The organism is Cellulosimicrobium composti (assembly GCF_010287905.1).
In the GTDB taxonomy this organism is placed as follows: Bacteria; Actinomycetota; Actinomycetes; order Actinomycetales; family Cellulomonadaceae; genus Cellulosimicrobium; species Cellulosimicrobium composti.
The window spans coordinates 1-22,119 of the sequence record NZ_JAAFAN010000066.1 but is presented as its reverse complement, the minus strand read 5'-3'; the positions used below and the strand labels follow the sequence as shown (position 1 = coordinate 22,119).

Genomic DNA, 22,119 nt, shown 5'->3' with positions numbered 1-22,119 from the left:
CCCCGGCGGCGCCCGCGGCCGACGCCCCGGCAGCCCCGGCCGCTCCGGCCGCACCGGCCGGGCCGGGCGCGAACGGCGGACGGATCTTCGCGAGCCCGCTCGCACGCCGGATGGCCCGCGACGCGGGGCTCGGGCTCGACCAGCTCGACGGCACCGGCCCCGGCGGTCGCATCGTGCGCGACGACGTCCTGCGCGCGATCGCCGCCGCGCAGTCGCAGGCGGCCGCGACCGCGGCCCCGGCGGAGGCGCCCGAGGCGCCGCGACCCGCGACGACGTGCTCCGCCCGGGCCGCGAGCGCCCCCGCCGAGCCGCCCGTGACGGCGAGCGCGGCGACGGGCGCACCCGCCGTGCGGACGTCGGCGTACGGGCCGTACGAGGAGGTCCCGCACTCGAAGCTGCGTCGTCTCGTGGCCTCGCGGCTGCAGGCGAGCAAGCAGGAGGCGCCGCACTTCTACCTGCGCGCGCGGGTCCGGGTCGACGAGCTGCTCGCGCTGCGCGCGACGGTCAACGCCTCGTCGCCCGTGCGCGTGTCGGTCAACGACTTCTTCGTCCGGGCGGCGGCGCGCGCCCTCGTCGACGTGCCCGAGATGAACGTCGTGTGGACGCCCGACGCCGTGCTGCGCTTCGAGCGCGCCGACGTCTCGGTGGCGGTGGCCTCCGAGCGCGGGCTCGTGACGCCGGTGGTGCGCGGGGCGGACTCGCTCTCGCTCGGTGCGCTCTCGACGGCCGTCAAGGACCTCGTCGCGCGCGCCGGCGAGGGCCGTCTGCAGCAGGACGAGCTCGAGGGCGGTGCGCTGACCGTGACGAACCTCGGCATGTACGGCGTGCGGGAGTTCGACGCGATCATCAACCCTCCGCAGGTGGGCATCCTCGCGGTGGGGGCGGCGGTCGCGGAGCCGGTCGTCGTGGACGGCGAGGTCCAGGTCGCGACGGTCGTGCACCTGACGCTGTCGGTCGACCACCGCCCGGTCGACGGCGTGGTGGCGGCCCGCTTCCTCGCCCGCCTCACCGAGATCGTGGAGAACCCGTTGCAGGCGCTCGTCTGACGGCGACCGTGCCGCGACGGCCCGCACCCCGACCGGGGTGCGGGCCGTCGTCGTCTCGCGCGGCGTCGCGCGACGCACGCCGGGGGCCGCGCACCGGTCGCCGCCGGGACGACGAAGGGCCGCACCCGGCGGGTGCGGCCCTTCGGCGTGGGGGAGGGACTCTCAGAAGCCGCCGCCGTGGCGTGCGGCGAGCGCCAGCACCTCGTCGAGCAGGGCGTCGTCCCACAGGCCGGCGAGCAGGAGCAGGTCGGGGAGCGTGAAGCGGTCCCGCATCAGGGGCAGCGAGCGCAGGACCCACCGCACCTCGTCCTCGCCCACGGCGGGCGTGAGCTCGGAGAACCGCGTCGGCGCGCCCCAGGCCCGCAGCACGTCCGCCGGGACGGCCGGGTCGGCCGTGAGCCCGCGCAGGGTCGCGCGGTGCTCGTCCCAGGCGTCGACGGCGGCGCGCGCCGCGTCCTGCCGCTCGGCCCAGAGCGCGAGCTTGCGCTCCACGGCGGTCCAGCACTCGGCGCCCACGCGCCCGCTCGGGTCGACGACGGCCCACGTGGCCGCGACGCGCTCGCGCAGGTCGGTCGGCGGGGAGAGCACCGCGGTCTCCAGCGCGGCGCGGTCGAGCCGGTCGAGCGCCACCTGCCACAGGCTCGCCGCGACGACCGTCGCGACGCCGACCTGGGCGCCGTGGAGGTCGTGCGGCTCGTCGCGCGCCATGGCCGCCATGTCGAGGAGGTGGCTCATGAGGTGCTCGGAGCCCGAGAGGGGCGCGGTCGTGCCGCAGACCCCGATCGACAGGCCACCCACGGTGAGCGCGTCGACGAGCGCGGAGAGCGCCTCGGGGGACCCGGCCGGGTGGGCGCGCAGCCGGGCGACCGCCTCCTGCACGGGCCGGAACACCTCGGGGTCGTACCCGGCGTCCATGCCGAACGCGCCGGCCAGGTACCAGTCGGCCGGCGCGGTCCAGGTCGCGGCCGCGTCGCCGACGCCGGAGCGGGTGAGGTGCGGGGGCGCGGCGGCGAGCACGTCGTGGTCGACGAGCAGCGCGGCGGGCCAGGCCGTCGGGGCGGTCCGCTTGGCGCCGTTGCGCACGAGCACGGACAGCGCGTCGGAGTAGCCGTTGACGGACGCCGCGCACTGGACGACCACGAGGCGCGCCCCGGTCGCGGCGACGACCGCCTTCGCGAGGTCGGTGACCGTGCCGCCGCCCGTCGCGACGACGACGTCGTAGCCCTGGCAGCCGATCGTCGCGGCGTCGACGGTGTCCTCGTCGAGCACGACGCCGTGCGCCGTGCGGCGGACGAGGGTGTCGTCGACGAACGTCGTCCCGGCCCGCGGGGACGTCGCGAGCCGGAGCACGGTCGCGACCACGTCCCTCCCGTCGTGCACGATCCGCGCGCCGTCGTGGAGCACCGTGACGCGGCGCGCGTCGAGCCGGCGCAGGACGTCGGGCAGCGCGTCGAGCGCGCCGGGCGCCGAGACGACGTCCTGCAGGGGGAGCGCGCGGAAGGCGGCCGGCAGCGCGGTGGCCTCGCTCGGCGTCGTCGTCATGCCCGCACCTCCCGCCGGGCCACGTCCCACAGGTGGCCTGCGGGCTGGAGCAGGTCGTCGACGCGCTCGAGCAGCAGCGTCGGTGCCTGCGCCGCGGGCGTGCGCAGCGCGGTCGCACGGTCGGTCTCGCCCGTCAGGACGAGCGCGGACGTCATGCCCGTCGCGCGCGCGAACGCGACGTCCGTGCTGAGGCGGTCGCCCACCATGACGGTCGTCGCGGGGTCCAGCCCGGTCTCGGCCGCGATGATCTCCAGGAACGCCGGGTCGGGCTTGCCGAAGACCGCCTCGCACGCGACGCCGGTCGCGGCGGTGATCGCGGCGACGACCGACGCGCAGTCGGGCTCGCCGCGGCCGCCCGGGAACGGGCAGAACCGGTCGGGGTTCGTCGCGACGAAGCGCGCGCGGCCGTGGACGAACAGCGTGTCGAACGCGACCTGGAGCTTGCGGTAGTCGAACGAGCGGTCGTACGACGCGACGACGAGGTCGATCTTCTCGGGGTCGTCGCTGATCGTGCAGCCCTCGGCGACGAGCGCGTCGACGAGCGGCTGCTCGGAGATCGGGAAGACCGTGGCGCCGGGGGCGTGCGCGCGCACCCACGCCACGGTCGCGACGAGGCTCGTGTAGACGTCCTCGTGGCTCGTCGGGATGCCGAGTCGCGTGAGCTTGTCGGCGTAGTCCTGCGGGCTGCGCGTGGGGTTGTTGCTCACGAAGAGCACGCGCGCGCTCTGCGCGCGGAGCGTCGAGACGAGCTCCGCGGCGCCGGGCAGGAGGTCGGTGCCGAGGTAGATCGTGCCGTCGAGGTCGAACAGGTAGGTGTCGAAGTGGCGGCGCGCCGCGCGTCCTGGCGCCTCGCGGCGTGTCGTGGAGGTCAGAGGCATGGTGCTCCTCGTCGAGCCGGTCGGGCGGGCAGCACTGCACCGCTCCATACCGCATAGGGTGTGTACAGACGTGTCTGTACAACCTTCGCCCGAGGGGTGTCCCCTGTCAAGCAGCCGGGCCCGTCGTGGGCCCGTCGCGGGTGCGGCGCGGCGTCAGCGGCGGTCGGCCGCGAGCAGGTCGAGGTAGCGGGCCCGCACGGCGAGCACGTCACGCAGCTGCGTCTCGATGCCGTCCACGAACTCCTCGCGGTACACGGCGTCGACCTGGACGGAGATGGCGTAGTACAGGCCGGTGAACGTCGCGATCGCGACCGAGACGCGCACGAGCGTCTGCGTGACCACGAGGTCCGCGCCCCCGACACCGCCCCCGCCGGCGAGCGAGAGCGTCCGCCGCCACGTGCCGCCGTCGACGTCCCACAGGGCCATGACCTCGGGCGTGACGGTGAGCGTCCCGAGGGCCATGAAGAACACGCCCATGCCGAGGCTCACCACGAGGACCTGCAGGAGCTGGCTCGTGGCGATCATCGTCGCGAGGTTCGCCGTCTGCCCGCGGCTGAACCGGGCCGCCCGCTCGCGCCCAGGCACGTCCCCCGCCGACCCGGCGAGCGCCGCGCGGGCCTCGGCCGGGGAACGCAGGCCGACGAACAGCACGACGAGCAGCGCGAAGAACGCGCCGAGGACGACGTCGGCGACGCCGTGCGTGCGGTCGAACACCTGCCAGACCTCGGCGTTGTAGAACAGCACGAGCGAGAACACGAGCAGCAGGGGCAGGAGCCGCACGAGCCGCAGGAGCGCGGCGCCGAGCTCGTCGGTCACGCGCGCGAGCCCCCACCACAGCGACGACAGCACGCCGTACCCGACGACGACGCGCACCACGCCCAGCAGCACGAGGTTCCCGACGGCCGTGAGCAGCGCGTCGCCCCACTGGCCCCCGAAGACGACCGGCAGCAGCGCGGGCACGAGCACGAAGAACGCGAGCTCGGGGACCCCGACGGACTGCGGCAGGGTCGACCACGGGCGCCCGCGCAGCACGTTGAGGCCCGCGTACGCCGCGGCGAGGATCGCGGCGCCGCCGACGAGCGCGAGCGCGTTCGCCCAGGCGGGCCAGCCGGACCGGATCGCGCCGCTCAGCTCGCCGAGCAGCACGACGAGCAGGAACGGCGCCGAGCGCCCGAACACGTCGCGGTCGAGCGAGTGTCCCTCCACGAGGAGCGGGAGCCCGTTGCGGCGGAAGACGCGCTCGCACGCGGCGGCGTCGAGGTGGTCCACCGCGGCGGGTGCGCCGGGTGCCGCGGCCGGGGACGCGTCGTCGGGCACGGTCATGGTCGCCGACCCTAGCGGCCGGGCACCCGCGCCCGGCGCAGGCCCGCCGTGCCCCGCCTCAGCCGAGCTCGGCCGCGAGGCTGCGGCCCGCGACGCGGCCCGAGTACAGGCACCCGCCGAGGAACGTGCCCTCCAGCGCGCGGTGCCCGTGCACCCCGCCGCCGCCGAAGCCCGCCGCCTCGCCCGCGGCCCACAGACCGGGCAGCACGGAGCCGTCGGCGCGCAGCACGCGCGCGGACGTGTCGGTCCACAGCCCGCCGAGCGTCTTGCGCGTGAGCACCGACAGGCGCACGGCGAGCAGCGGGCCGTCCTTCGGCGTCGTGAGCGGGCGCGGGGGCGAGACGCGGATGAGCCGGTCCACGCGGTAGCGGCGGGCCATCGCCGTCGCGACGACCTGCGGGTCCTTGCCGAGCCCGGTGCGGACCTGCTCGTCGCGCAGGCGGACCAGGCGCTCGAGCGACGCCGGGTCCACGTGCCCGCGCGACCCGGGCGTGGCGTCGACGAGCGCGTTCATGCCCGCGGCGAGCTCGGCCGGCGTGTCCGCCCAGACGAACTCGGGCGACCGCTCGGCGAACCGTGCGACCGGGCCGACGGCGCCGGGCAGCACGCGCTGCGCGAGCAGGCGCACGTCCTTGCCGGTGAGGTCGGGGTTCTGCTCGGACCCCGAGAGCGCGAACTCGGTCTCCATGACGGCCTTGTTGAGCACGAACCAGGAGTGGTCGTCGCCGCGCTCGGTGAGGTGCTGCAGCGCGCCGAGCGCGTCGAAGCCGGGGAACAGCGGCGCGGGCAGCCGGTTGCCGTCGGCGTCGAGCCACAGCGAGCTCGGACCGGGCAGGATGCGGATGCCGTGGTCGGTCCACACGGGGGAGTGGTTCGCGATCCCCTCCGGGTAGTGCCACATGCGGTCCTCGTGGACGAGCGCGGCGCCCGCGTCGGCGGCGACGCCGATCATGAGCCCGTCGGTCGAGTCGGGGACGCCGGAGAGCATGCGGGCGGGCAGGTGGCCGGCGGACCGCGGCCAGCGCGAGCGCACGAGCTCGTGGTTCGCGCCGATGCCGCCCGACGTCACGACGACGGCGCTCGCCGCGATCTCGACCTCGCCGACCACGTCGCGCGACGACGGCGCCCCGCGCTCCGCGTCGGACGGCGCGAGGACCTGGGCCCGCACGCCCGTCACCGCGCCGTCGGTCACGACGAGCGACGTGACCCGGTGCCGGAACCGCAGGTCGAGCAGGCCCGCGGACCGGGCGTCGAGCGCGGCGCGCACGAACGGCTCGAGGATCGCCGGCCCGGTGCCCCACGTCACGTGGAACCGCGGGACGGAGTTGCCGTGGGCGCCGGCCGCCGACCCGTCGGCGCCCGAGCGCACCGGGTACCCGCCGCGCTCGGCCCACTGCACGAGCGGGAACCACCGCACGCCCTTGCCGTGCAGCCAGTCGCGCATCTCCCCGGCGGCGAAGTCGACGAACCCGCGCGCCCAGGCGTACCCGTGGCGGTCGGGGCCCTCGCCGCGGTCGGCGCCGGGCGCGAACTGCGCGGACCCGAGCCAGTCGTCGAACGCGAGCTCGGCGGAGTCGGTGACGCCCATGCGCCGCTGCTCGGGCGAGCCGACGAGGAACAGCCCGCCGAACGACCACCACGCCTGGCCGCCGAGGCTCGCGGCCGGCTCCTGGTCGAGCAGGACGACGCGTCGCCCCGCCGCGGTGAGCTCGGTCGCCGCGACGAGCCCCGCGAGGCCGGCGCCCACGACGACGACGTCGGGGCTCTCGACCGGGCCGTGGGTGGAGGAGGAGTCGACCACGCTGTCACTCATGCGCGAACACTAGAGCACGCGGGCGCCGACGGTCACCGCGTCACGTAGACGCGCAGGCTCAGCGCCTCGAGCCCGACGACGTCGCCCGCGCGGGCGGTGCCGTCGCCGTCGACGTGCGCGCGGTCGCCGGGGTGCTCCCAGTCCGAGTCCCACACGAGCTCCCACACCTCCGGGCCGCCGCCCGCGGTGGCGCGGACCCCCGGCAGGGTGACGTCGACCGGGTCGAGCGACCCCGCGAGCACCACGAGCACGTCCGCGTCGCCCGGCGACGGCGCGGTGCGCAGCATCTGGAGCGTGCGGACCGCGGGGTCGTGCCACGTCGCGTGGTCGAGGAGCTCGCCGTCGGCGTCGAACCACACGAGGTCCGGCACCCCGACCGCCGCGTCGCCGCCCGCGTCCCCGGCGGCGGGCCGCGGGCGCCCCGTGAAGAACGCGTCCGCACGCAGCGCCGGGTGCTCGCGCCGCAGCGCGAGGAGGTGGCGCGCCGTCGCGAGCAGGTCCTTGCGCCACGGCGCGAGGTCCCACGACACCCACGACGTCTCGTCGTCCTGCACGTAGGCGTTGTTGTTGCCCCGCTGCGTGCGCCCCATCTCGTCGCCCGCGGTGATCATCGGGGTGCCTGCGGCGAGCAGCAGCGTCGCGAGGAGGTTGCGGATCGACCGGCGCCGCAGCGGCGCGATCTCCACCCCGAGCCCGTCGATCCCGTCGGCCGTCGCGTCCGGCGTCGCGACGGGCCCCTCGAGCCCGTGGTTCCACGAGCGGTTGTCGTCGGTGCCGTCGCGGTTGCCCTCGCCGTTCGCGAGGTTGTGCTTGTGGTCGTACGCGACGAGGTCGGCGAGCGTGAACCCGTCGTGCGCGGTCACGTAGCTCACGGACGCGACGGGCCCGCGCACGAGCGGCGGGTCGGAGTGGCCGAACAGGTCCGCCGAGCCCGCGAGCCGCGTCGCGAGGTCGCGCACGCCGTGGCCCGGGCGCCCGTGCGACGCCTCGCGCGCGTCCGCGAGCCAGAACTGGCGCACGGCGTCGCGGAACCGGTCGTTCCACTCCGCCATGGGCGGCGGGAACTGGCCCGTGCGCCACCCGCCCGGCCCGACGTCCCACGGCTCCGCGACGAGCTTGAGCCCGCACAGCACCGGGTCCGTCTGGAGCGCGACGAGGAACGGGTGGTCCGGGTCGAAGCCGCTCGACCCGCGCCCGAGCGTCACCGCGAGGTCGAACCGGAACCCGTCGACGCCGACGACCTGCGCCCAGTGGCGCAGCGAGTCGAGCGCGGCGCGCACGACGGCGGGCCGGCGGAAGTCGAGCGAGTTGCCCGTCCCGGTGACGTCCGCGAGCCGCGCCGGCGTGGCGCCGTCGTGCAGGTAGTACCCGGCGTTGTCCAGCCCGCGCCACGACAGGTGGTAGCCGTCCGCGCCGCCCTCGCACGTGTGGTTGTGCACGACGTCGAGCAGCACCTCGATCCCGGCCTCGTGCAGCAGGTGCACCATGCCCCGCACCTCGTCGAGCACGGCGCCCGGGCCGGCCTCCTGCGCGGCGCGCGTCGCGTACGCCGCGTGGGGCGCGAAGAACCCGAGCGTCGAGTAGCCCCAGTAGTTCGTGCGGCCGGACGCGAGCAGGTGCGGCTCCGGCACGTTCGCGTGCACGGGCAGCAGCTCGAGCGTCGTGACGCCGAGCGACCGCAGGTGCTCGACGGTCACCGGGTGCGCGACGCCCGCGTACGTGCCGCGCAGGTGCTCGGGCAGCGCCTCCAGGCGCTGCGTGAGGCCGCGCACGTGCGCCTCGTAGATCACGGTGTCGCGCCACGGCACGCGCGGCCGCGGCGCGAGGGGCCCGGTCGGCTCGGCGACGACCACGGAGTGCGGCACGAACGGCAGCGAGTCGCGCGCGTCGGGCGGGCCGTACGGGTCGTCGCCCACCTGCCCGCGGATCGCCGGGTCGTCGACGAGCTCGCCGACGAGGCCGCGCGCGTACGGGTCGACGAGCAGCTTCGCGGGGTTGTGCCGCAGCCCCGCGGCGGGCTCCCACGGGCCGTGCACGCGGAACCCGTACCGCTGCCCGGGACGCACCCCGGGGACGTGCGCGCGCCACACGCCGAAGGCCGGTCCCGCGAGCGGCACGCGCCGCTCGCGGTAGCGCGCCGGGTCGTGGGCGGGCCGCGCGGCGTCGACCACGTCCACGAGGCACAGCTCGACGGCGCTCGCGTGCGACGCGAGGACCGCGACGTCCACGCCGTCGCCCACGACGTGCACGCCGAGCGGCGGCACGGGGGCGTGCCGGTCGACGGGTCCGGGCGCGACCGGGGGCGCGGCGGGGGCGGGGGACGGGTCGGGGGACGGCGCGTGCACGCGTCCATTGTGGCGGGTGTCACCGGTCCGGCCGGTCGCCCGCCGGTAGGCTTCCCCGAGCGGGCCGGGAACCTCTCCGGCCGACCGCCCAGCGCACAGGGAGAGCAGCCGATGCGGATCGTCGTCGCCGTGAAGTACGTCCCGGACATCCACGCGGACCGGGGCTTCGAGGACGGGCGCGTCGTGCGCCGGGCCGACGAGGGCACGCTCAACGAGCTCGACGAGAACGCGGTCGAGGCCGCGCTGCGCCTCAAGGAGGCGCTGCCGGAGGACGAGCGCGAGACCAGCGAGGTCGTCGTGCTCACGGTGGCCGGGCCGGACGCCGACGGCGCCGTGCGCCGCGCGTACCAGCTCGGCGCGGACCGCGGCGTGCGCGTGAGCGACGACGCGATCGCGGGCTCCGACTACTTCGGCACCGCGCGCGTGCTCGCCGCCGCGGTGCGCCGCCTCGCGGACGAGGCCCCGGTGGACGTCGTCGTGACGGGCATGGCCGCGCTCGACGGCCTGGGCTCCGTCGTCCCGGCGCTCCTGTCCGCCGAGCTCGACCTCCCGCAGCTCACGCTCGCCGGGAGGCTCGAGGTCGAGGGCGGACCGGGAGCGCGCACCGCGCGCGTCACGCGCGAGCTCGACGGCGTCGAGGAGGTCCTCGAGGCGCCGCTGCCCGCCGTCGTGTCGGTCACCGACCACGCGAACGACCCGCGCATGCCCAACTTCAAGCTCATCATGGCGGCGCGCACGCGCCCCGTGGAGGCGTGGAGCCTCGCCGACCTCGGCGTCGACGCCGCGCTCGTCGGCGACGCCGGCGCGCGCACGCGCGTGCTCGACGCGTCGCCGCGACCCCCGCGCCCCGACGCCGAGATCGTCGTCGACAAGGGCGAGGGCGGGCGCGCCCTGGCCGAGTTCCTCATCCGCAACGACCTGGTCTGAGAGGCGTCCGCACATGAGCACCCCCGGGACCCGCACCGTCCTCGTCCTCCTCGACTCCGCCGCGACCGAGCTGCGCTCGCCCGTCCTGGAGCTCCTCACGATCGGCCGCGCCCTCGGCCGGGTGGAGGCCGTCGCGCTCGAGGCGCCGAGCGTCGGCGTGCTCGCCCAGCTCGGAGCGCACGGCGTCGCGCTCGTGCGCCAGGCCGAGCCGTCGTCGGGCGGGGAGGTCGTCACGGGCGACGCGCTGCACCTGACCCCCGTCGTGGCCGAGGTCCTCGCCGCGGCCGCGCGCGCGTCGCACGCCGACGCCGTCCTGCTGACGTCGTCGTTCCCGAACAAGGAGGCCGCGGCGCGGCTCGCGTTCCTCACCGAGGCGGGACTCGTCGTCGACGCCTCCGCGCTGCACGACGACGGCACGCACCTCGTCGCGGACAAGCGCGTGTTCGCCGGGTCCTGGGACGTGCGCAGCGAGATCCTCACCGACCCGGCCGTGCTCACGCTGCGCGCCAACTCCGTCGCGCCGCAGCCCGCGGACGCCGCGGTCGCGACGGAGGTCGAGGCGCTGCGCGTCGAGCTCTCGCCCGCCGCGACGGCCGCGCGCGTCGTGTCCCGGACGGTCGACGAGTCCGCGGGGGCGGGGCGCCCCGCGCTCGGCGAGGCCGCGATCGTCGTCGCGGGCGGGCGCGGCACGAACGGCGACTTCGGGCCGGTCGTCGAGCTCGCCGACGCGCTCGGCGCCGCCGTGGGCGCGACGCGCGACGCCGTCTACGAGGGCTGGCACGACCAGTTCGTCGGCCAGACGGGCGTCACGGTCGCGCCGCGCCTGTACATCGGCGCGGGCATCTCGGGTGCGCCGCACCACCGCGGCGGCATGCAGGCGTCGCAGGTGATCGTCGCGGTGAACAACGACCCCGAGTGCCCGCTGTTCGAGATCTCGGACTTCGCGGTCGTCGGCGACCTCGCCGACGTGCTGCCCCAGGCCGCCGAGGTGCTGCGCGAGCACCGGGCGTCGCAGGGGTAGCCGAGAGTTCACCCGCCGTCCTCCGGGCGGTGGTCGACCGGTCACCGACCGTTCCTAGCGTCGGGTCGGCTCCCCGTGACGGGGAGTCCCCCCGACCCGTGGAGACGACCGATGACGATCACGCCCGCCCCCGAGCACCGCTCCCTGCTCGCCGTCGCGCCGTACGCGCGCGGCAAGCGCAGCCCCGTGACCTGCCGGCTGAAGTGCGCGGACGCGTGCTCCCACCCCGTGCCGAACGAGAGCGCCAACGGGACGTTCCGCGACGTCGTCGCCGGCGCGCTGTCGCGCCGCGCACTGCTCGGCGGGCTCGCGGTCGGTGCCGCGGCCGTCGTGCTCGGCGCGCAGACGGTCGCCGCGCCGCCCGCCGCCGCCGCCGAGGGCGTCGCGGCGCACGGCGGCCACGGCGGCGGCCGCCCGCCGAAGGGTCTCGCGTTCGGCGCGATCCCGCCCCAGCCCGCGACGCGCGACGCGCTCGTCGTGCCGGACGGCTACCGCTGGCGCCCGGTGATCCGCTGGGGCGACCCGATCCTGCCCGGCGGGGCGCCGTTCGACGCCTCCCGCCAGACCCCGGAGCAGCAGGCGCGGCAGTTCGGCTACAACAACGACTACCTCGACGTCCTGCCGTTCGAGCGCGCGCACGCCGTCGCGGCCGCCCGGGGCAAGGGCGCGGGGCCGGGGCGCGGCACGCGCGGGCTGCTCGTCGCGAACCACGAGTACACCAACCCCGCGATCATGTTCGACGACTCCTACGACGCCCCGACCCGCCGCGCGATCGAGCGCGCCGCGCACGGCATGTCCGTCGTCGAGGTGCGCCGCCGCCGCACGGGGACGCCGTGGGACCACGTGTCGGACAGCCCGTACAACCGTCGCGTGCATCTCGGGACCGAGTTCCGCCTCACCGGTCCCGTCGCGGGCTCGGACCTCGTGAGGACCGTCGCCGACCCGTCGGGGACGCGCGTGCTCGGCACGCTCAACAACTGCGCCGGCGGCACGACCCCGTGGGGCACGGTGCTCTCGGGCGAGGAGAACTTCCACGGCTACTTCCGCACGTCGGGCACGGGCCACGACGCGCGCTACGGCCTCCGCGACGCCGCGACGGGGTACGGCTGGGAGCTCGACGACCCGCGGTTCGACGCCCGCACCCCCGGGTACGAGAACGAGCCGAACCGGTTCGGCTGGATCGTCGAGATCGACCCGTACGCCCCCGACGAGCCGCCCGTGAAGCACACGGCGCTCGGCCGGTTCAAGCACGAGGGCGCGAACGTCGTCCTCTCGCGCCGCGGGCACGCGGTCGCGTACATGGGCGACGACGAGCGCTTCGACTACGTCTACAAGTTCGTCTCGTCGCGCACGATGCGGCCGGGGAACGGCGAGGGCGCGCGGCGCCACAACAAGACGCTGCTCACCGAGGGCTCCCTCTACGTCGCGCGCTTCACCGGGGACTCGCCCGCAGCCGAGATCGACGGCTCGGGCGCGCTCCCGTCCGACGGCGCGTTCGACGGCAGTGGCGAGTGGCTGCCGCTCGTCGTCGACGGCCGCAGCGCGGTCGAGGGCATGAGCGTCGAGGAGGTGCTCGTGTACACGCGCGTCGCGGCCGACCGGGTCGGCGCGACGAAGATGGACCGCCCCGAGGACGTCGAGCCCAACCCCGTCACGGGTCGCGTGTACGTCGCGTGCACGAACAACACGTCGCGCGGCGCGGACGGCGCCGAGGGCGCGACGGAGCCGAACCCGCGCACGACCAACCGCGACGGGCACGTTGTCGAGATCGTCGAGGACCGCGACGACGCCGCGTCGCTGACGTTCCGGTGGAACCTGCTCCTCGTCGCGGGCGACCCGTCCGCGAACGCGTCCACGTACTTCGCGGGCTACCCCCGGGAGAAGGTCTCGCCGATCTCGTGCCCGGACAACCTCGCGTTCGACGCCGAGGGGAACCTGTGGATCTCGACCGACGGCCAGCCGAGCACGATCCAGCGGTGCGACGGGCTGTTCAAGGTCACGCTCGACGGCCGCGAGCGCGGGCGCGTCGAGCAGTTCCTCTCCGTGCCGCGAGGCGCCGAGACGTGCGGGCCGGTCGTCGACTCCGCGGACCGCATGGTCTACGTGGCGGTCCAGCACCCGGGGGAGGACGGCACGTTCGACGCGCAGGACTCGTACTTCCCCGACTACCTCACGCCGGGCGCGCCCGTCCCGCCGGGAGCGTTTGCCGGCCCCCGGCCCGCGGTGGTCCAGGTGTGGCGCGACTGACGCACCGCACGCGAGGGGCCCGGCACCGCGACGGCGCCGGGCCCTCGCCGTCGGCTACAGGCCCAGGCGCTCGAGCCATGCGACGGCCGCGACGCCCTGGGCGCGCTGGAACGCGCGCAGCCGCGGGATCGTCGGCACGGCGGGCTTGCGCGCGGAGTGCAGGAAGTACCCGGCGATGCCCGCGACGACCGAGCGCAGGTCCGCGGGGTGCACGTCGCGCCCCAGGGGGTGCGCCGCGAAGGTCGAGGCCGCCCACGCCCCGCCGCGCGCCCGGCGCGCCGCGTCGGCGCTCACCGTGACGGGCTCGCTGACGCCCGCGACGCCCTGCATGACGACGCTCGGCAGGAGCATCGCGAGGTCCAGCCACGCCGCGCCGCGCGACGCGTAGGGCCAGTCCACGAGGTAGACCTTCTCGGGCGTGAGGAGCACGTTGTCCGCGCGCAGGTCCCCGTGCACGAACGACTCGCCCTCGCACGCGACGAGCGCGCCGCGCTCCGCCTCCGCGAGGTCGTCGAGGTGCGCGGCCGCCCACGGCACGACCTCCGCGAGCCGGGGGTCGGGGTCGTCCCGCAGCGCGCGCCACCCGGTGGCCATGTCGGCGAAGTCGGGGCCGGTCGGCGGCAGCCGCATCGCGCGGGCGCCGGGCACCGCCGCGACGCTCACGAGCGTCGCGAGCACGCGGTCCAGCTCGTCGGGGTCCCAGGGCGTCGTGGGCACGTGCCCGTCGACGACGTCGTAGGCCAGGGCGATCCAGTCGCCGTCCCCGTGGCCCCAGGCGAAGCGCGGGGCGGGGATCGCGCGCGGCAGGCGCGTGGCGACCTTCGCCTCGGCGCGGTGCAGGTCCGCCGCGACGGGCTCGTCGGCGGTGCGGGCGGCCTTGACGAAGAGCCGGCTGCCGTCGTCGAACGTCAGCACGGAGGCGAGGCCGGGGCTGAACCCGGTCGTGACGGACCGCTCCTGCACGACGCGCCCGCCCGCGACCGCCTCGAGCTCGTCGCGCAGCGCGAGCGGCAGGTCCGCCCAGCGCAGGCGGCCGCCGCCCGAGGCGACCGGGACCTCACCGGTGGCCTCGGCGGCGGGCAGTGCGACGTCGTCGGGCATCGAGATGCCACTTCCCCTGTCGGTGGCTGGGACGGTGTGCCGTCGGGCGCGTACCCGCCCGCGGCGAGCGGCGCGACGGCGGTGCGGCGACCGGGAGAGCGCCCGGCGGCGGCCGGGCGCAGACCTCTGACAACCTAGCGCTTCTGCGCGGGATGTCCAGCACGGAACCACGTCCCGGACCGCGGGCGGCGCGGCGGTTCGTAGACTGGGTGACCGTGACCCTCCCATCCGTCCCCGCGGCGGCCGCGTACCTCGACCACGCCGCGACGACGCCCCTGTCGCCCGCGGCGCGCGAGGCGTTCGTCGACGAGCTGTCCCGCACGGGCAACCCGTCGTCGCTGCACGCCGCGGGCCGCGCCGCGCGACGCACCGTCGAGGAGGCGCGCGAGTCCGTCGCCGCGGCGCTCGGCGCGCGCCCGAGCGAGGTCGTGTTCACCGCCGGCGGCACGGAGGCGGACAACCTCGCCGTCAAGGGACTGTTCTGGGGCCGGCGCACGACCGACCCGCGTCGCCGCCGCATCGTCGTCTCCGCGGTGGAGCACCACGCGGTGCTCGACCCGGCGTTCTGGATGGCGGAGCACGCGGGCGCGGAGATCGTGCTGCTGCCCGTCGACGGCGACGGCCGCGTGGACCTCGCGGCCCTGCGCGCCGAGATCGCGGAGCACGCCGACGAGATCGCGCTCGTCTCCGTCATGTGGGCCAACAACGAGGTCGGCACGATCCAGCCCGTCGCCGAGGTCGTGCAGCTCGCGCGCCCCCACGGCATTCCCGTGCACTCCGACGCGGTGCAGGCCGTCGGGCAGGTGCCGGTCGACTTCGCGGCGAGCGGGCTCGACGCGATGACCGTCTCGGGCCACAAGCTCGGCGGCCCCGTCGGCGTCGGCGCGCTCGTCGCGCGCCGCGACGCCCCGCTCACGCCCGTCCTGCACGGCGGCGGCCAGGAGCGCGGCGTGCGCTCGGGCACGCTCGACGCGCCCGCGATCCGCGCGTTCGGCGTCGCGGTCGCCGAGGCCGTCGCGCAGCGCGAGGAGCGCGCCGCGCACGTGGCGGCGCTGCGCGACGCGCTCGTCGCGGGCGTCCGCGAGCGCGTCCCCGGCGCGGTCCTGTCCGGTCCCGAGCCGGCGCCCGCGACCCGCCTCCCCGGCAACGCGCACTTCACGTTCCCCGGGGCCGAGGGCGACTCGCTGCTCTACCTGCTCGACTCCGCGGGCGTGCAGGCCTCGACCGGATCGGCGTGCCAGGCCGGCGTCCCGCAGCCCTCGCACGTGCTGCTCGCGATGGGCGTGCCCGAGCACGACGCGCGCGGCGCGCTGCGGTTCTCCCTCGGGGCGACGTCCACCCCGGACGACGTCGCGCGCCTGCTCGACGCGCTGCCCGCCGCGGTCGAGCGTGCCCGGGCGGCCGGCCTCGCGTCTGCCCCGGCGCGCACCGCCGTGGCGAGCCGGACGGGGGGTGCCGCGTGAGGGTGCTCGCCGCCATGTCGGGCGGCGTCGACTCGGCGGTCGCCGCGGCGCTCGCGGTCGACGCCGGGCACGAGGTCGTCGGCGTGCACATGGCCCTGTCGCGCAACCGCGACCAGTTCCGCACCGGCTCGCGCGGGTGCTGCTCGATCGAGGACGCGGGCGACGCGCGGCGCGCGGCCGACGTGCTCGGCATCCCGTACTACGTGTGGGACCTCTCCGAGCGGTTCGAGGACACCGTCGTCGCGGACTTCCTCGCGGAGTACGAGGCGGGGCGCACGCCCAACCCGTGCGTGCGCTGCAACGAGCACATCAAGTTCGAGGCGCTGCTCGACAAGGCGACCGCGCTCGGGTTCGACGCCGTCGCGACGGGCCACTACGCGCGCGTCGTCACGCGCGACGTCCCGGACCCGTCCGCGCCCGGCGGCACGCGGCCCGTCCGCGAGCTGCACCGCTCGCCCAACACCGCGAAGGACCAGTCCTACGTGCTCGCGGTCATGGGCCCCGAGCGCCTGGCGCGCGCGATCTTCCCCCTCGGTGGCTTCGCGTCCAAGGACGAGGTGCGGGCCGAGGCCGCGCGTCGCGGCCTGTCGGTCTCCGCGAAGCCCGACTCCTACGACATCTGCTTCGTCGCCGACGGCGACACCCAGGGCTTCCTGCGCGAGCGCCTGGGCGCGCGCCCGGGCGAGATCGTCGACGCGGAGGGCGCCGTCCTCGGCGAGCACGACGGCGCGTACGCGTTCACCGTCGGCCAGCGCAAGGGTCTGCGGATCGACCGCCCGGCGCCCGACGGCCGGCCCCGGTACGTCCTCGACGTGCAGCCCGCGCGCAACCGCGTCGTCGTCGGCCCGGCCGAGCTCCTCAGCGTCGACCGCGTCGAGGCGGGCGCGGCCGTGTGGTTCGACGGTGCGCGGCCCGCGCCGGGGGCGTGGGTCGACGCCGAGGTGCAGGTCCGTGCCCACGGCGCCCCGGTCCCCGCGCGCGTGCGCGCCGTCGAGGGCGCCCCGGAGGGACCGGCGCAGGGCATGGAGGTCGCGCTCACGGGTGCGCCGCTGCGCGGTGTCGCGGCCGGCCAGTCCGTCGTCGTCTACGACGGCACGCGCGTGCTCGGCCAGGCGACCGTCGACCGCGCCTACCGCGCCGCCGCGGCGCCGACCGCGACCGGTGCGGGGTGAGCGAGCGCCCGCACGAGCGCGGCCTCGTCGCGCACGCACCAGTGCTCCGCCTCGCGCCCCTCGGCGAACCGCAGCACGTGCATCTCGCGCACGGCGAAGCGGCGCCCCGTGGGCGCGACGCCGCGGAAGAAACCGGTGTGCCGCGCGCTGAGCTCGACGTGCAGCGCCACGAGGTCGCCGTCCGCGACCGCGTGCAGCACCTCGACCCGCTGGTCCTCGAACGCCTCGTCGTACCAGTGCATCGTCGCGAGGAGGGCCTCGGCGCCGCCCTCGCCGCCCGGCGAGGTGTCGTGGTTGCGGAACCCGGGCGCGAGCAGCGCCGCGACGGCGTCGCCGTGGTTCCCGGGGATCGCGCGCGTGTGCACGGCGATCGCCGCGGCCTTGTTCTCGGGCGTGCCCATGTCGGAGTCCTTCCGCCAGGCCGCGCGGCCCCCGGACCCCGGCGGGGTCGCGGCACGGCTCGGTGTACCGGTGTGCTCCTGGAGAGAGGTGGACGGCACGTGGTTCGTGACGACGGGCGGGGCACGACCTCGCGCGGGGGTGCGGCATGACGGCGGTCGGCGGGCTCGGGCCCTGGCCCGGCGGCGAGGGCTCCGACGTCCTCGAGGCCCAGCTCACGGTGCTGGGCGACCTCGCCGAGCTCCCCACGGGCGTGCGCGGCGTGCCGTTCCTCGTGCAGCTCCCGGGCCGCGGCCCGGGCGCGGACGCGACGGGCCGCACCGCGGCGATGCTGCCCGGTCTGCCGGTCGAGCTCGGGCCGCACGGCTGGAAGCTCGCCGACCACCCGGGCGCCGACCTGCGGCGCGCGCAGGGGTACCTGCGCGAGGACGTCGAGGCGCTCGCCATCGCGGCCGCCGGGTACGCCGGGCCGCTCGCCGTCACCGTGACGGGGCCGTGGACGCTCGCCGCCGACGTGTACCTCGCGCGCGGCGACCGCGCCCTGTCCGACGCCGGCGCCGTGCGGGAGGTCGTCGAGGCGCTCGCCGCGGGCGTGGCCGAGCACGTCGCCCAGGTGCGCCGGCAGGTACCGGGCGCGGACGTCGTCGTGCACGTCGACGAGCCGCTCCTCGCGCAGGTCGGGGCGGGCGTGCTGCCCACGTTCTCGGGGTACTCGCGCCTGCGCGCGGTCCCCGGGCCGGACCTCGTGGACGGGCTGCGCCCCGTGCTCGACGCGGCACGCGCGGCGTCGGCCGCCTCGGTCGTGCACCTCGGGTCCGCCTGGGTCGGTGTCGCTCCGGCCGTGCTCGCGGGGGCGGACGCCGTGGGCGTCACGCTCGGCGCGTGGGACGAGCGGCTGTGGGAGACCCTCGCGCGCGCGTCCGAGCGCGGCGTGGGGCTGTGGGCCGCGCTCCCGCCCGCCAGGGTGTCGCAGTGCGCGGGGCCGGCGCTCGGCGAGCTCGCCGACCTCGTGAGCGTCCCGTGGCGCCGCATCGGGCTCCCGCTGCCGGCGCTCGACGCCGTCACGCTCCTCGGCGCACCGCGCCCGGGCGCGGGCACGGGACCGGGCCGGGGGGTGGCCGGCACGCCGGACGAGCACCGCGCGCTGCTGGCGAACCTCGGCCGCGTCGCGGAGGCGCTCGCCGAGCGCGCCCACGCCTGACGCGCGGGCGCGCCGGGGGAGACGTCCGCGCGACCCCGCCGACGCCGTCCTCCCGCTTCCCGCGCACGGCTCGCGGTGCGTACGCTTGTCCTCGCGCGGCGGTCACGACGGCGACGTGCGGACGTGCCGTGCGACGGCACCTCCCACGACGCGGACGTGACCGGGCGCCGACCCACGTCCCCCCACCGCGAAGGACTCCCATGCCCGTCCTGCGAGCCGTGCTGTTCGACCTCGACGGCGTGCTCACGCCGACCGCCGAGATCCACATGCGCGCCTGGGAACGGCTGTTCGCGCCCTACTGCACCGCGCACGGCCTCGCCCCGTACACCGCCGCGGACTACTTCGCGTCGATCGACGGCAAGCCCCGGTACGACGGCGTCGCGACGTTCCTCGTGTCGCGCGGCGTCGAGCTGCCGCGCGGCGAGGCGTCCGACGCCCCGGGCGAGGGCACGGTGTGCGCGCTCGGGAACCGCAAGGACGAGATCGTCAACCGCATGTTCGCCGAGGAGGGCATCGCGCCCTACCCGGGCTCGGTCCGCTTCCTCGACGACGTGACGCGCGCGGGGGCCGCCGTCGCCGTCGTCTCGTCCTCGCGCAACACGCCCGCCGTCCTCGCGGCCGCCGGCCTCGCGGACCGGTTCGCGGTCGTCGTCGACGGGAACGTCGCCGCGCGCGAGCACATCGCGGGCAAGCCCGCGCCCGACACGTACCTGCGCGCGGCCGAGCTCCTCGGGGTGCCCGCCGCGGAGGCGGTCGTCGTCGAGGACGCGCTCTCGGGCGTCCAGGCGGGTGCCGCCGGCGGTTTCGGCCTCGTGCTCGGGGTCGACCGCGGCGTCGGCGCGGCCGCGCTGCACGCGCACGGGGCGGACGTCGTCGTGACCGACCTCGGCGACCTCGACGCGACGGTCCTCGACCGCCCGCGCGTCGCGACGGACGCCGCCGCGGCCGCCCCCACCGAGGGAGGGGACGCGTGATCCGCCGCACCGCCGACGAGCAGGGCACCGTCGACCGCCTGCGCTTCCCGGCCGAGCCGTGGCGGCTCGTCGAGTCGCAGTTCTCCGCCGAGGACCTCGGCGTGACCGAGACGCTGTTCGCCGTCGCGAACGGCTACCTCGGCATGCGCGGCAACGTCGAGGAGGGCCGCGAGTCCCACGCGCACGGGACGTTCATCAACGGGTTCCACGAGACCTGGCCGATCCGGCACGCCGAGGAGGCGTACGGGTTCGCGCGCGTGGGCCAGACCATCGTCAACGTCCCCGACGCGAAGGTGATCCGGCTCTACGTCGACGACGAGCCGCTGCTGCTGCCCGTCGCGGACCTCGTCGACTACGAGCGCTCGCTCGACCTGCGCGACGGCGTCCTGCGGCGCGAGCTCGTGTGGCGCACGCCGTCGGGCAAGCGCGTGCAGATCCGCTCGCAGCGCGTGGTGTCGTTCGTCGAGCGCCACCTCGCGATCATGACCTTCGAGGTCACGATGCTCGACGACGCGGCGCCGGTCGCGATCTCGTCGCAGATCCTCAACCGCCAGGACGGCCAGGACGAGTACCACGTGCGGTCCGCGTCGCTCGGCGAGGGGTTCGACCCGCGCAAGAGCAACCAGTTCACCGGGCGCGTGCTGCAGCCGCAGACGCAGTGGGGCGACGACGAGCGCCTGGTGCTGTCCTACCGGTGCACCAACTCCGGCATGACGCTCGCCGTCGCGGCCGACGACCTGCTCGAGACCGAGAACGACTGGGACGTGCGCACGCAGGTCGACGAGGACCTCGCCAAGCACGTGTTCCGCGTGCAGGCGGAGCCCGGGCGGCCGATCCGGCTCACCAAGCTCGTCGCGTACCACACGTCGCGCGGCGTGCCGTCGCGCGAGCTCGTCGACCGCTGCCGCCGCACGCTCGACCGGGCGCGCGAGACGGGCGTCCAGGCGCAGCTCGACCTGCAGCGCGAGTGGCTCGACGACTTCTGGGCGCGCTCCGACGTCGAGGTGCCCGGCCAGCCCGGCATCCAGCAGGCCGTGCGCTGGAACCTCTTCCAGCTCGCCCAGGCGACGGCGCGCGCGGAGGGCAACGGCGTGCCGGCCAAGGGCCTCACGGGCTCGGGGTACAGCGGGCACTACTTCTGGGACACCGAGATCTACGTCCTGCCGTTCCTCACGTACACGAGCCCGCGGTACGCGCGCAACGCGCTGCGCTTCCGCTACCAGATGCTCGACGCCGCCCGGCGTCGCGCGGCGGAGCTGTCCCAGAAGGGCGCGCTCTTCCCGTGGCGCACGATCAACGGCGAGGAGGCGTCGGCCTACTACGCGGCGGGCACCGCGCAGTACCACATCGACGCCGACGTCAGCTACGCGCTCGTGCAGTACGTGCGCGCGACGGGAGACCGGGACTTCCTGCGCCGCGAGGGCGTCGACATCCTCGTCGAGACCGCCCGCATGTGGGAGGACCTCGGGTTCTGGCGCGCCAACGGCGACGACAACTTCCACATCCACGGCGTGACCGGTCCGGACGAGTACACGACCGTCGTCAACGACAACCTCTTCACGAACGTCATGGCGCGGTTCAACCTGCGCGCCGCGGCGTTCGTGGTGGAGCGCATGAAGGCGGAGCACCCGGAGGACTACGCGCTGCTCGTGGACCGCCTCCAGCTCGGCGCCTACGAGGCCTCGGAGTGGGTGCGCGCGGCCGACCACATGTCGATCCCGTACGCCGAGAACATCGGCATCCACCCGCAGGACTCGCACTTCCTCGAGCGCGAGATCTGGGACCTCGCGCACACGCCCGCGGACAAGCGGCCGCTCCTGCTGCACTACCACCCGCTCGTCATCTACCGCTACCAGGTGCTCAAGCAGGCGGACGTCGTGCTCGCGCTGTTCCTCCAGGGCCAGCACTTCACGCCCGAGGAGAAGCTCGCCGACTTCGAGTACTACGACCCGCTGACCACGGGCGACTCCACCCTCTCGGGCGTCGTGCAGTCGATCGTCGCTGCCGAGGTCGGGTACCACGAGCTCGCGCTCGAGTACTTCATCTCGTCGCTGTTCGTCGATCTCGCCAACCTCCACGCGAACGCCTCCGACGGCGTGCACGTGGCCTCCGCGGGCGGCACGTGGTCGGCGCTCGCGTACGGGTTCGGCGGCATGCGCGACTTCGACGGCGAGCTCTCGTTCGACCCGCGCCTGCCGCAGGGGTGGGAGTCGCTGACGTTCCGCGTCCAGTGGCACGGGTCGCGCCTGCGCGTCACCGTCGAGCCCGACGCGATCGAGCTCGACGCCGAGACGGGCGACGGCGCGCAGGTCACGGTGCGCGGCGAGCAGGTCAAGGTCGTGCCGGGCGAGGTCGCGCGCGTCGCGCTCGACGGTCAGGGGCCCGTGCGCCCGGGCCGCCCGAGCCTGCGCGCGCTGTCCGGCAACCGTCGCGAGGACGGCACGCTCATCACCGCGACGGTGCCGCACTCCTGAGGCCCGCCCCGACGTCGCCGACCAGGTGGTGGCGGGGGGGGGGCCCGCCCCCCCCCGGCCGGGGGCCCCCCGCGGGGCCGGCGGGGGGCGCCCCCCCCGGCGGGGGGGGGGGGGGGGCGCGGGGGGGGGCGGCGGGGGGGGGGGGGGGGGCCCGCGGGGGGGGGCCGCCCCCGCCGCCCCGCCCCCCGCCCGG

At 76.3% G+C, this 22,119-nt stretch carries 16 protein-coding genes; 9 read left to right on the top strand and 7 right to left on the bottom strand.

Features of this window, described 5'->3' with window-relative positions; translation table 11 throughout:
* Positions 1 to 1,046, top strand: a 1,046-nt coding sequence (locus GYH36_RS16020) for a 2-oxo acid dehydrogenase subunit E2 (RefSeq protein WP_162290360.1), incomplete at its 5' end; no start/stop codon positions are given.
* Between the two features lie 162 nt (positions 1,047 to 1,208).
* On the opposite strand, the gene GYH36_RS16015 is transcribed toward GYH36_RS16020, so the two are convergent.
* The 5 genes from GYH36_RS16015 to glgX all read right to left on the bottom strand — a co-directional run bounded on the left by GYH36_RS16015 (position 1,209) and on the right by glgX (position 8,947).
* Positions 1,209 to 2,588, bottom strand: coding sequence for an iron-containing alcohol dehydrogenase (locus GYH36_RS16015; protein ID WP_162290359.1), 1,380 nt, complete (start codon positions 2,586 to 2,588; stop codon positions 1,209 to 1,211).
* Positions 2,585 to 3,466 (bottom strand): HAD-IIA family hydrolase, encoded by an 882-nt coding sequence (locus GYH36_RS16010; protein ID WP_162290358.1) that lies wholly within the window; start codon positions 3,464 to 3,466, stop codon positions 2,585 to 2,587. The genes GYH36_RS16015 and GYH36_RS16010 overlap by 4 nt, the downstream gene beginning before the upstream one ends.
* 153 nt (positions 3,467 to 3,619) lie before the next feature.
* Positions 3,620 to 4,789 (bottom strand): hypothetical protein, encoded by a 1,170-nt coding sequence (locus tag GYH36_RS16005; protein ID WP_162290357.1) that lies wholly within the window; start codon positions 4,787 to 4,789, stop codon positions 3,620 to 3,622.
* Between the two features lie 58 nt (positions 4,790 to 4,847).
* Complete coding sequence (locus GYH36_RS16000; RefSeq protein ID WP_115942911.1) at positions 4,848 to 6,602, bottom strand: FAD-binding dehydrogenase; 1,755 nt, start codon at positions 6,600 to 6,602, stop codon at positions 4,848 to 4,850.
* Between the two features lie 32 nt (positions 6,603 to 6,634).
* Positions 6,635 to 8,947, bottom strand: coding sequence for a glycogen debranching protein GlgX (glgX, locus tag GYH36_RS15995; protein WP_376739835.1), 2,313 nt, complete (start codon positions 8,945 to 8,947; stop codon positions 6,635 to 6,637).
* Between the two features lie 111 nt (positions 8,948 to 9,058).
* Between glgX and GYH36_RS15990 the strand changes: the two genes are divergently transcribed.
* From GYH36_RS15990 to GYH36_RS15980, 3 genes are all read left to right on the top strand, one after another.
* Positions 9,059 to 9,874, top strand: a complete 816-nt coding sequence (locus GYH36_RS15990; protein WP_024839247.1) for an electron transfer flavoprotein subunit beta/FixA family protein — start codon at positions 9,059 to 9,061, stop codon at positions 9,872 to 9,874.
* Between the two features lie 13 nt (positions 9,875 to 9,887).
* The gene (locus GYH36_RS15985; RefSeq protein WP_162290356.1) at positions 9,888 to 10,895 is read left to right on the top strand and encodes an electron transfer flavoprotein subunit alpha/FixB family protein; all 1,008 of its coding nucleotides are present in this window, start codon (positions 9,888 to 9,890) and stop codon (positions 10,893 to 10,895) included.
* A gap of 111 nt (positions 10,896 to 11,006) precedes the next feature.
* On the top strand, positions 11,007 to 13,142 hold the full coding sequence (locus GYH36_RS15980; RefSeq protein WP_162290355.1) for a PhoX family protein: 2,136 nt from the start codon (positions 11,007 to 11,009) through the stop codon (positions 13,140 to 13,142).
* Positions 13,143 to 13,196: 54 nt separating this feature from the next.
* On the opposite strand, the gene GYH36_RS15975 is transcribed toward GYH36_RS15980, so the two are convergent.
* On the bottom strand, positions 13,197 to 14,243 hold the full coding sequence (locus GYH36_RS15975) for an aminoglycoside phosphotransferase family protein (RefSeq protein ID WP_024839244.1): 1,047 nt from the start codon (positions 14,241 to 14,243) through the stop codon (positions 13,197 to 13,199).
* A 209-nt stretch (positions 14,244 to 14,452) separates the two neighbouring features.
* On the opposite strand from GYH36_RS15975, the gene GYH36_RS15970 reads away from it, so the two are divergent.
* Positions 14,453 to 15,706 (top strand): cysteine desulfurase family protein, encoded by a 1,254-nt coding sequence (locus tag GYH36_RS15970; RefSeq protein ID WP_376739834.1) that lies wholly within the window; start codon positions 14,453 to 14,455, stop codon positions 15,704 to 15,706.
* Positions 15,703 to 16,878, top strand: a complete 1,176-nt coding sequence (gene mnmA / locus GYH36_RS15965; protein WP_162290353.1) for a tRNA 2-thiouridine(34) synthase MnmA — start codon at positions 15,703 to 15,705, stop codon at positions 16,876 to 16,878. The genes GYH36_RS15970 and mnmA overlap by 4 nt, the downstream gene beginning before the upstream one ends.
* Here the strand turns inward: mnmA and GYH36_RS15960 are convergent.
* Positions 16,836 to 17,279, bottom strand: coding sequence for an ester cyclase (locus GYH36_RS15960; protein WP_162290352.1), 444 nt, complete (start codon positions 17,277 to 17,279; stop codon positions 16,836 to 16,838). The two genes, mnmA and GYH36_RS15960, sit on opposite strands and share 43 nt — an antisense overlap.
* Positions 17,280 to 17,425: 146 nt before the next feature.
* Between GYH36_RS15960 and GYH36_RS15955 the strand changes: the two genes are divergently transcribed.
* The 3 genes from GYH36_RS15955 (at position 17,426) to GYH36_RS15945 (ending at position 21,926) form a co-directional block, all read left to right on the top strand.
* Positions 17,426 to 18,478, top strand: coding sequence for a uroporphyrinogen decarboxylase/cobalamine-independent methonine synthase family protein (locus GYH36_RS15955; protein WP_162290351.1), 1,053 nt, complete (start codon positions 17,426 to 17,428; stop codon positions 18,476 to 18,478).
* 200 nt (positions 18,479 to 18,678) lie between these two features.
* On the top strand, positions 18,679 to 19,452 hold the full coding sequence (locus GYH36_RS15950; protein ID WP_115942904.1) for an HAD family hydrolase: 774 nt from the start codon (positions 18,679 to 18,681) through the stop codon (positions 19,450 to 19,452).
* Positions 19,449 to 21,926 (top strand): glycoside hydrolase family 65 protein, encoded by a 2,478-nt coding sequence (locus GYH36_RS15945; RefSeq protein WP_162290350.1) that lies wholly within the window; start codon positions 19,449 to 19,451, stop codon positions 21,924 to 21,926. Before GYH36_RS15950 ends, GYH36_RS15945 begins: the two co-directional genes overlap by 4 nt.
* The last annotated feature ends 193 nt before the right edge of the window (positions 21,927 to 22,119 follow it).

Bases quoted from the DNA above. Each gene is read 5' to 3' on its own strand.
- GYH36_RS16015 (WP_162290359.1), bottom strand. From the start codon at position 2,588: ATGACGACGACGCCGAGCGAGGCCACCGCGCTGCCGGCCGCCTTCCGC.
- GYH36_RS16010 (WP_162290358.1), bottom strand. From the start codon at position 3,466: ATGCCTCTGACCTCCACGACACGCCGCGAGGCGCCAGGACGCGCGGCG.
- GYH36_RS16005 (WP_162290357.1), bottom strand. From the start codon at position 4,789: ATGACCGTGCCCGACGACGCGTCCCCGGCCGCGGCACCCGGCGCACCC.
- GYH36_RS16000 (WP_115942911.1), bottom strand. From the start codon at position 6,602: ATGAGTGACAGCGTGGTCGACTCCTCCTCCACCCACGGCCCGGTCGAG.
- GYH36_RS15990 (WP_024839247.1), top strand. From the start codon at position 9,059: ATGCGGATCGTCGTCGCCGTGAAGTACGTCCCGGACATCCACGCGGAC.
- GYH36_RS15985 (WP_162290356.1), top strand. From the start codon at position 9,888: ATGAGCACCCCCGGGACCCGCACCGTCCTCGTCCTCCTCGACTCCGCC.
- GYH36_RS15980 (WP_162290355.1), top strand. From the start codon at position 11,007: ATGACGATCACGCCCGCCCCCGAGCACCGCTCCCTGCTCGCCGTCGCG.
- GYH36_RS15975 (WP_024839244.1), bottom strand. From the start codon at position 14,243: ATGCCCGACGACGTCGCACTGCCCGCCGCCGAGGCCACCGGTGAGGTC.
- GYH36_RS15960 (WP_162290352.1), bottom strand. From the start codon at position 17,279: ATGGGCACGCCCGAGAACAAGGCCGCGGCGATCGCCGTGCACACGCGC.
- GYH36_RS15955 (WP_162290351.1), top strand. From the start codon at position 17,426: ATGACGGCGGTCGGCGGGCTCGGGCCCTGGCCCGGCGGCGAGGGCTCC.
- GYH36_RS15950 (WP_115942904.1), top strand. From the start codon at position 18,679: ATGCCCGTCCTGCGAGCCGTGCTGTTCGACCTCGACGGCGTGCTCACG.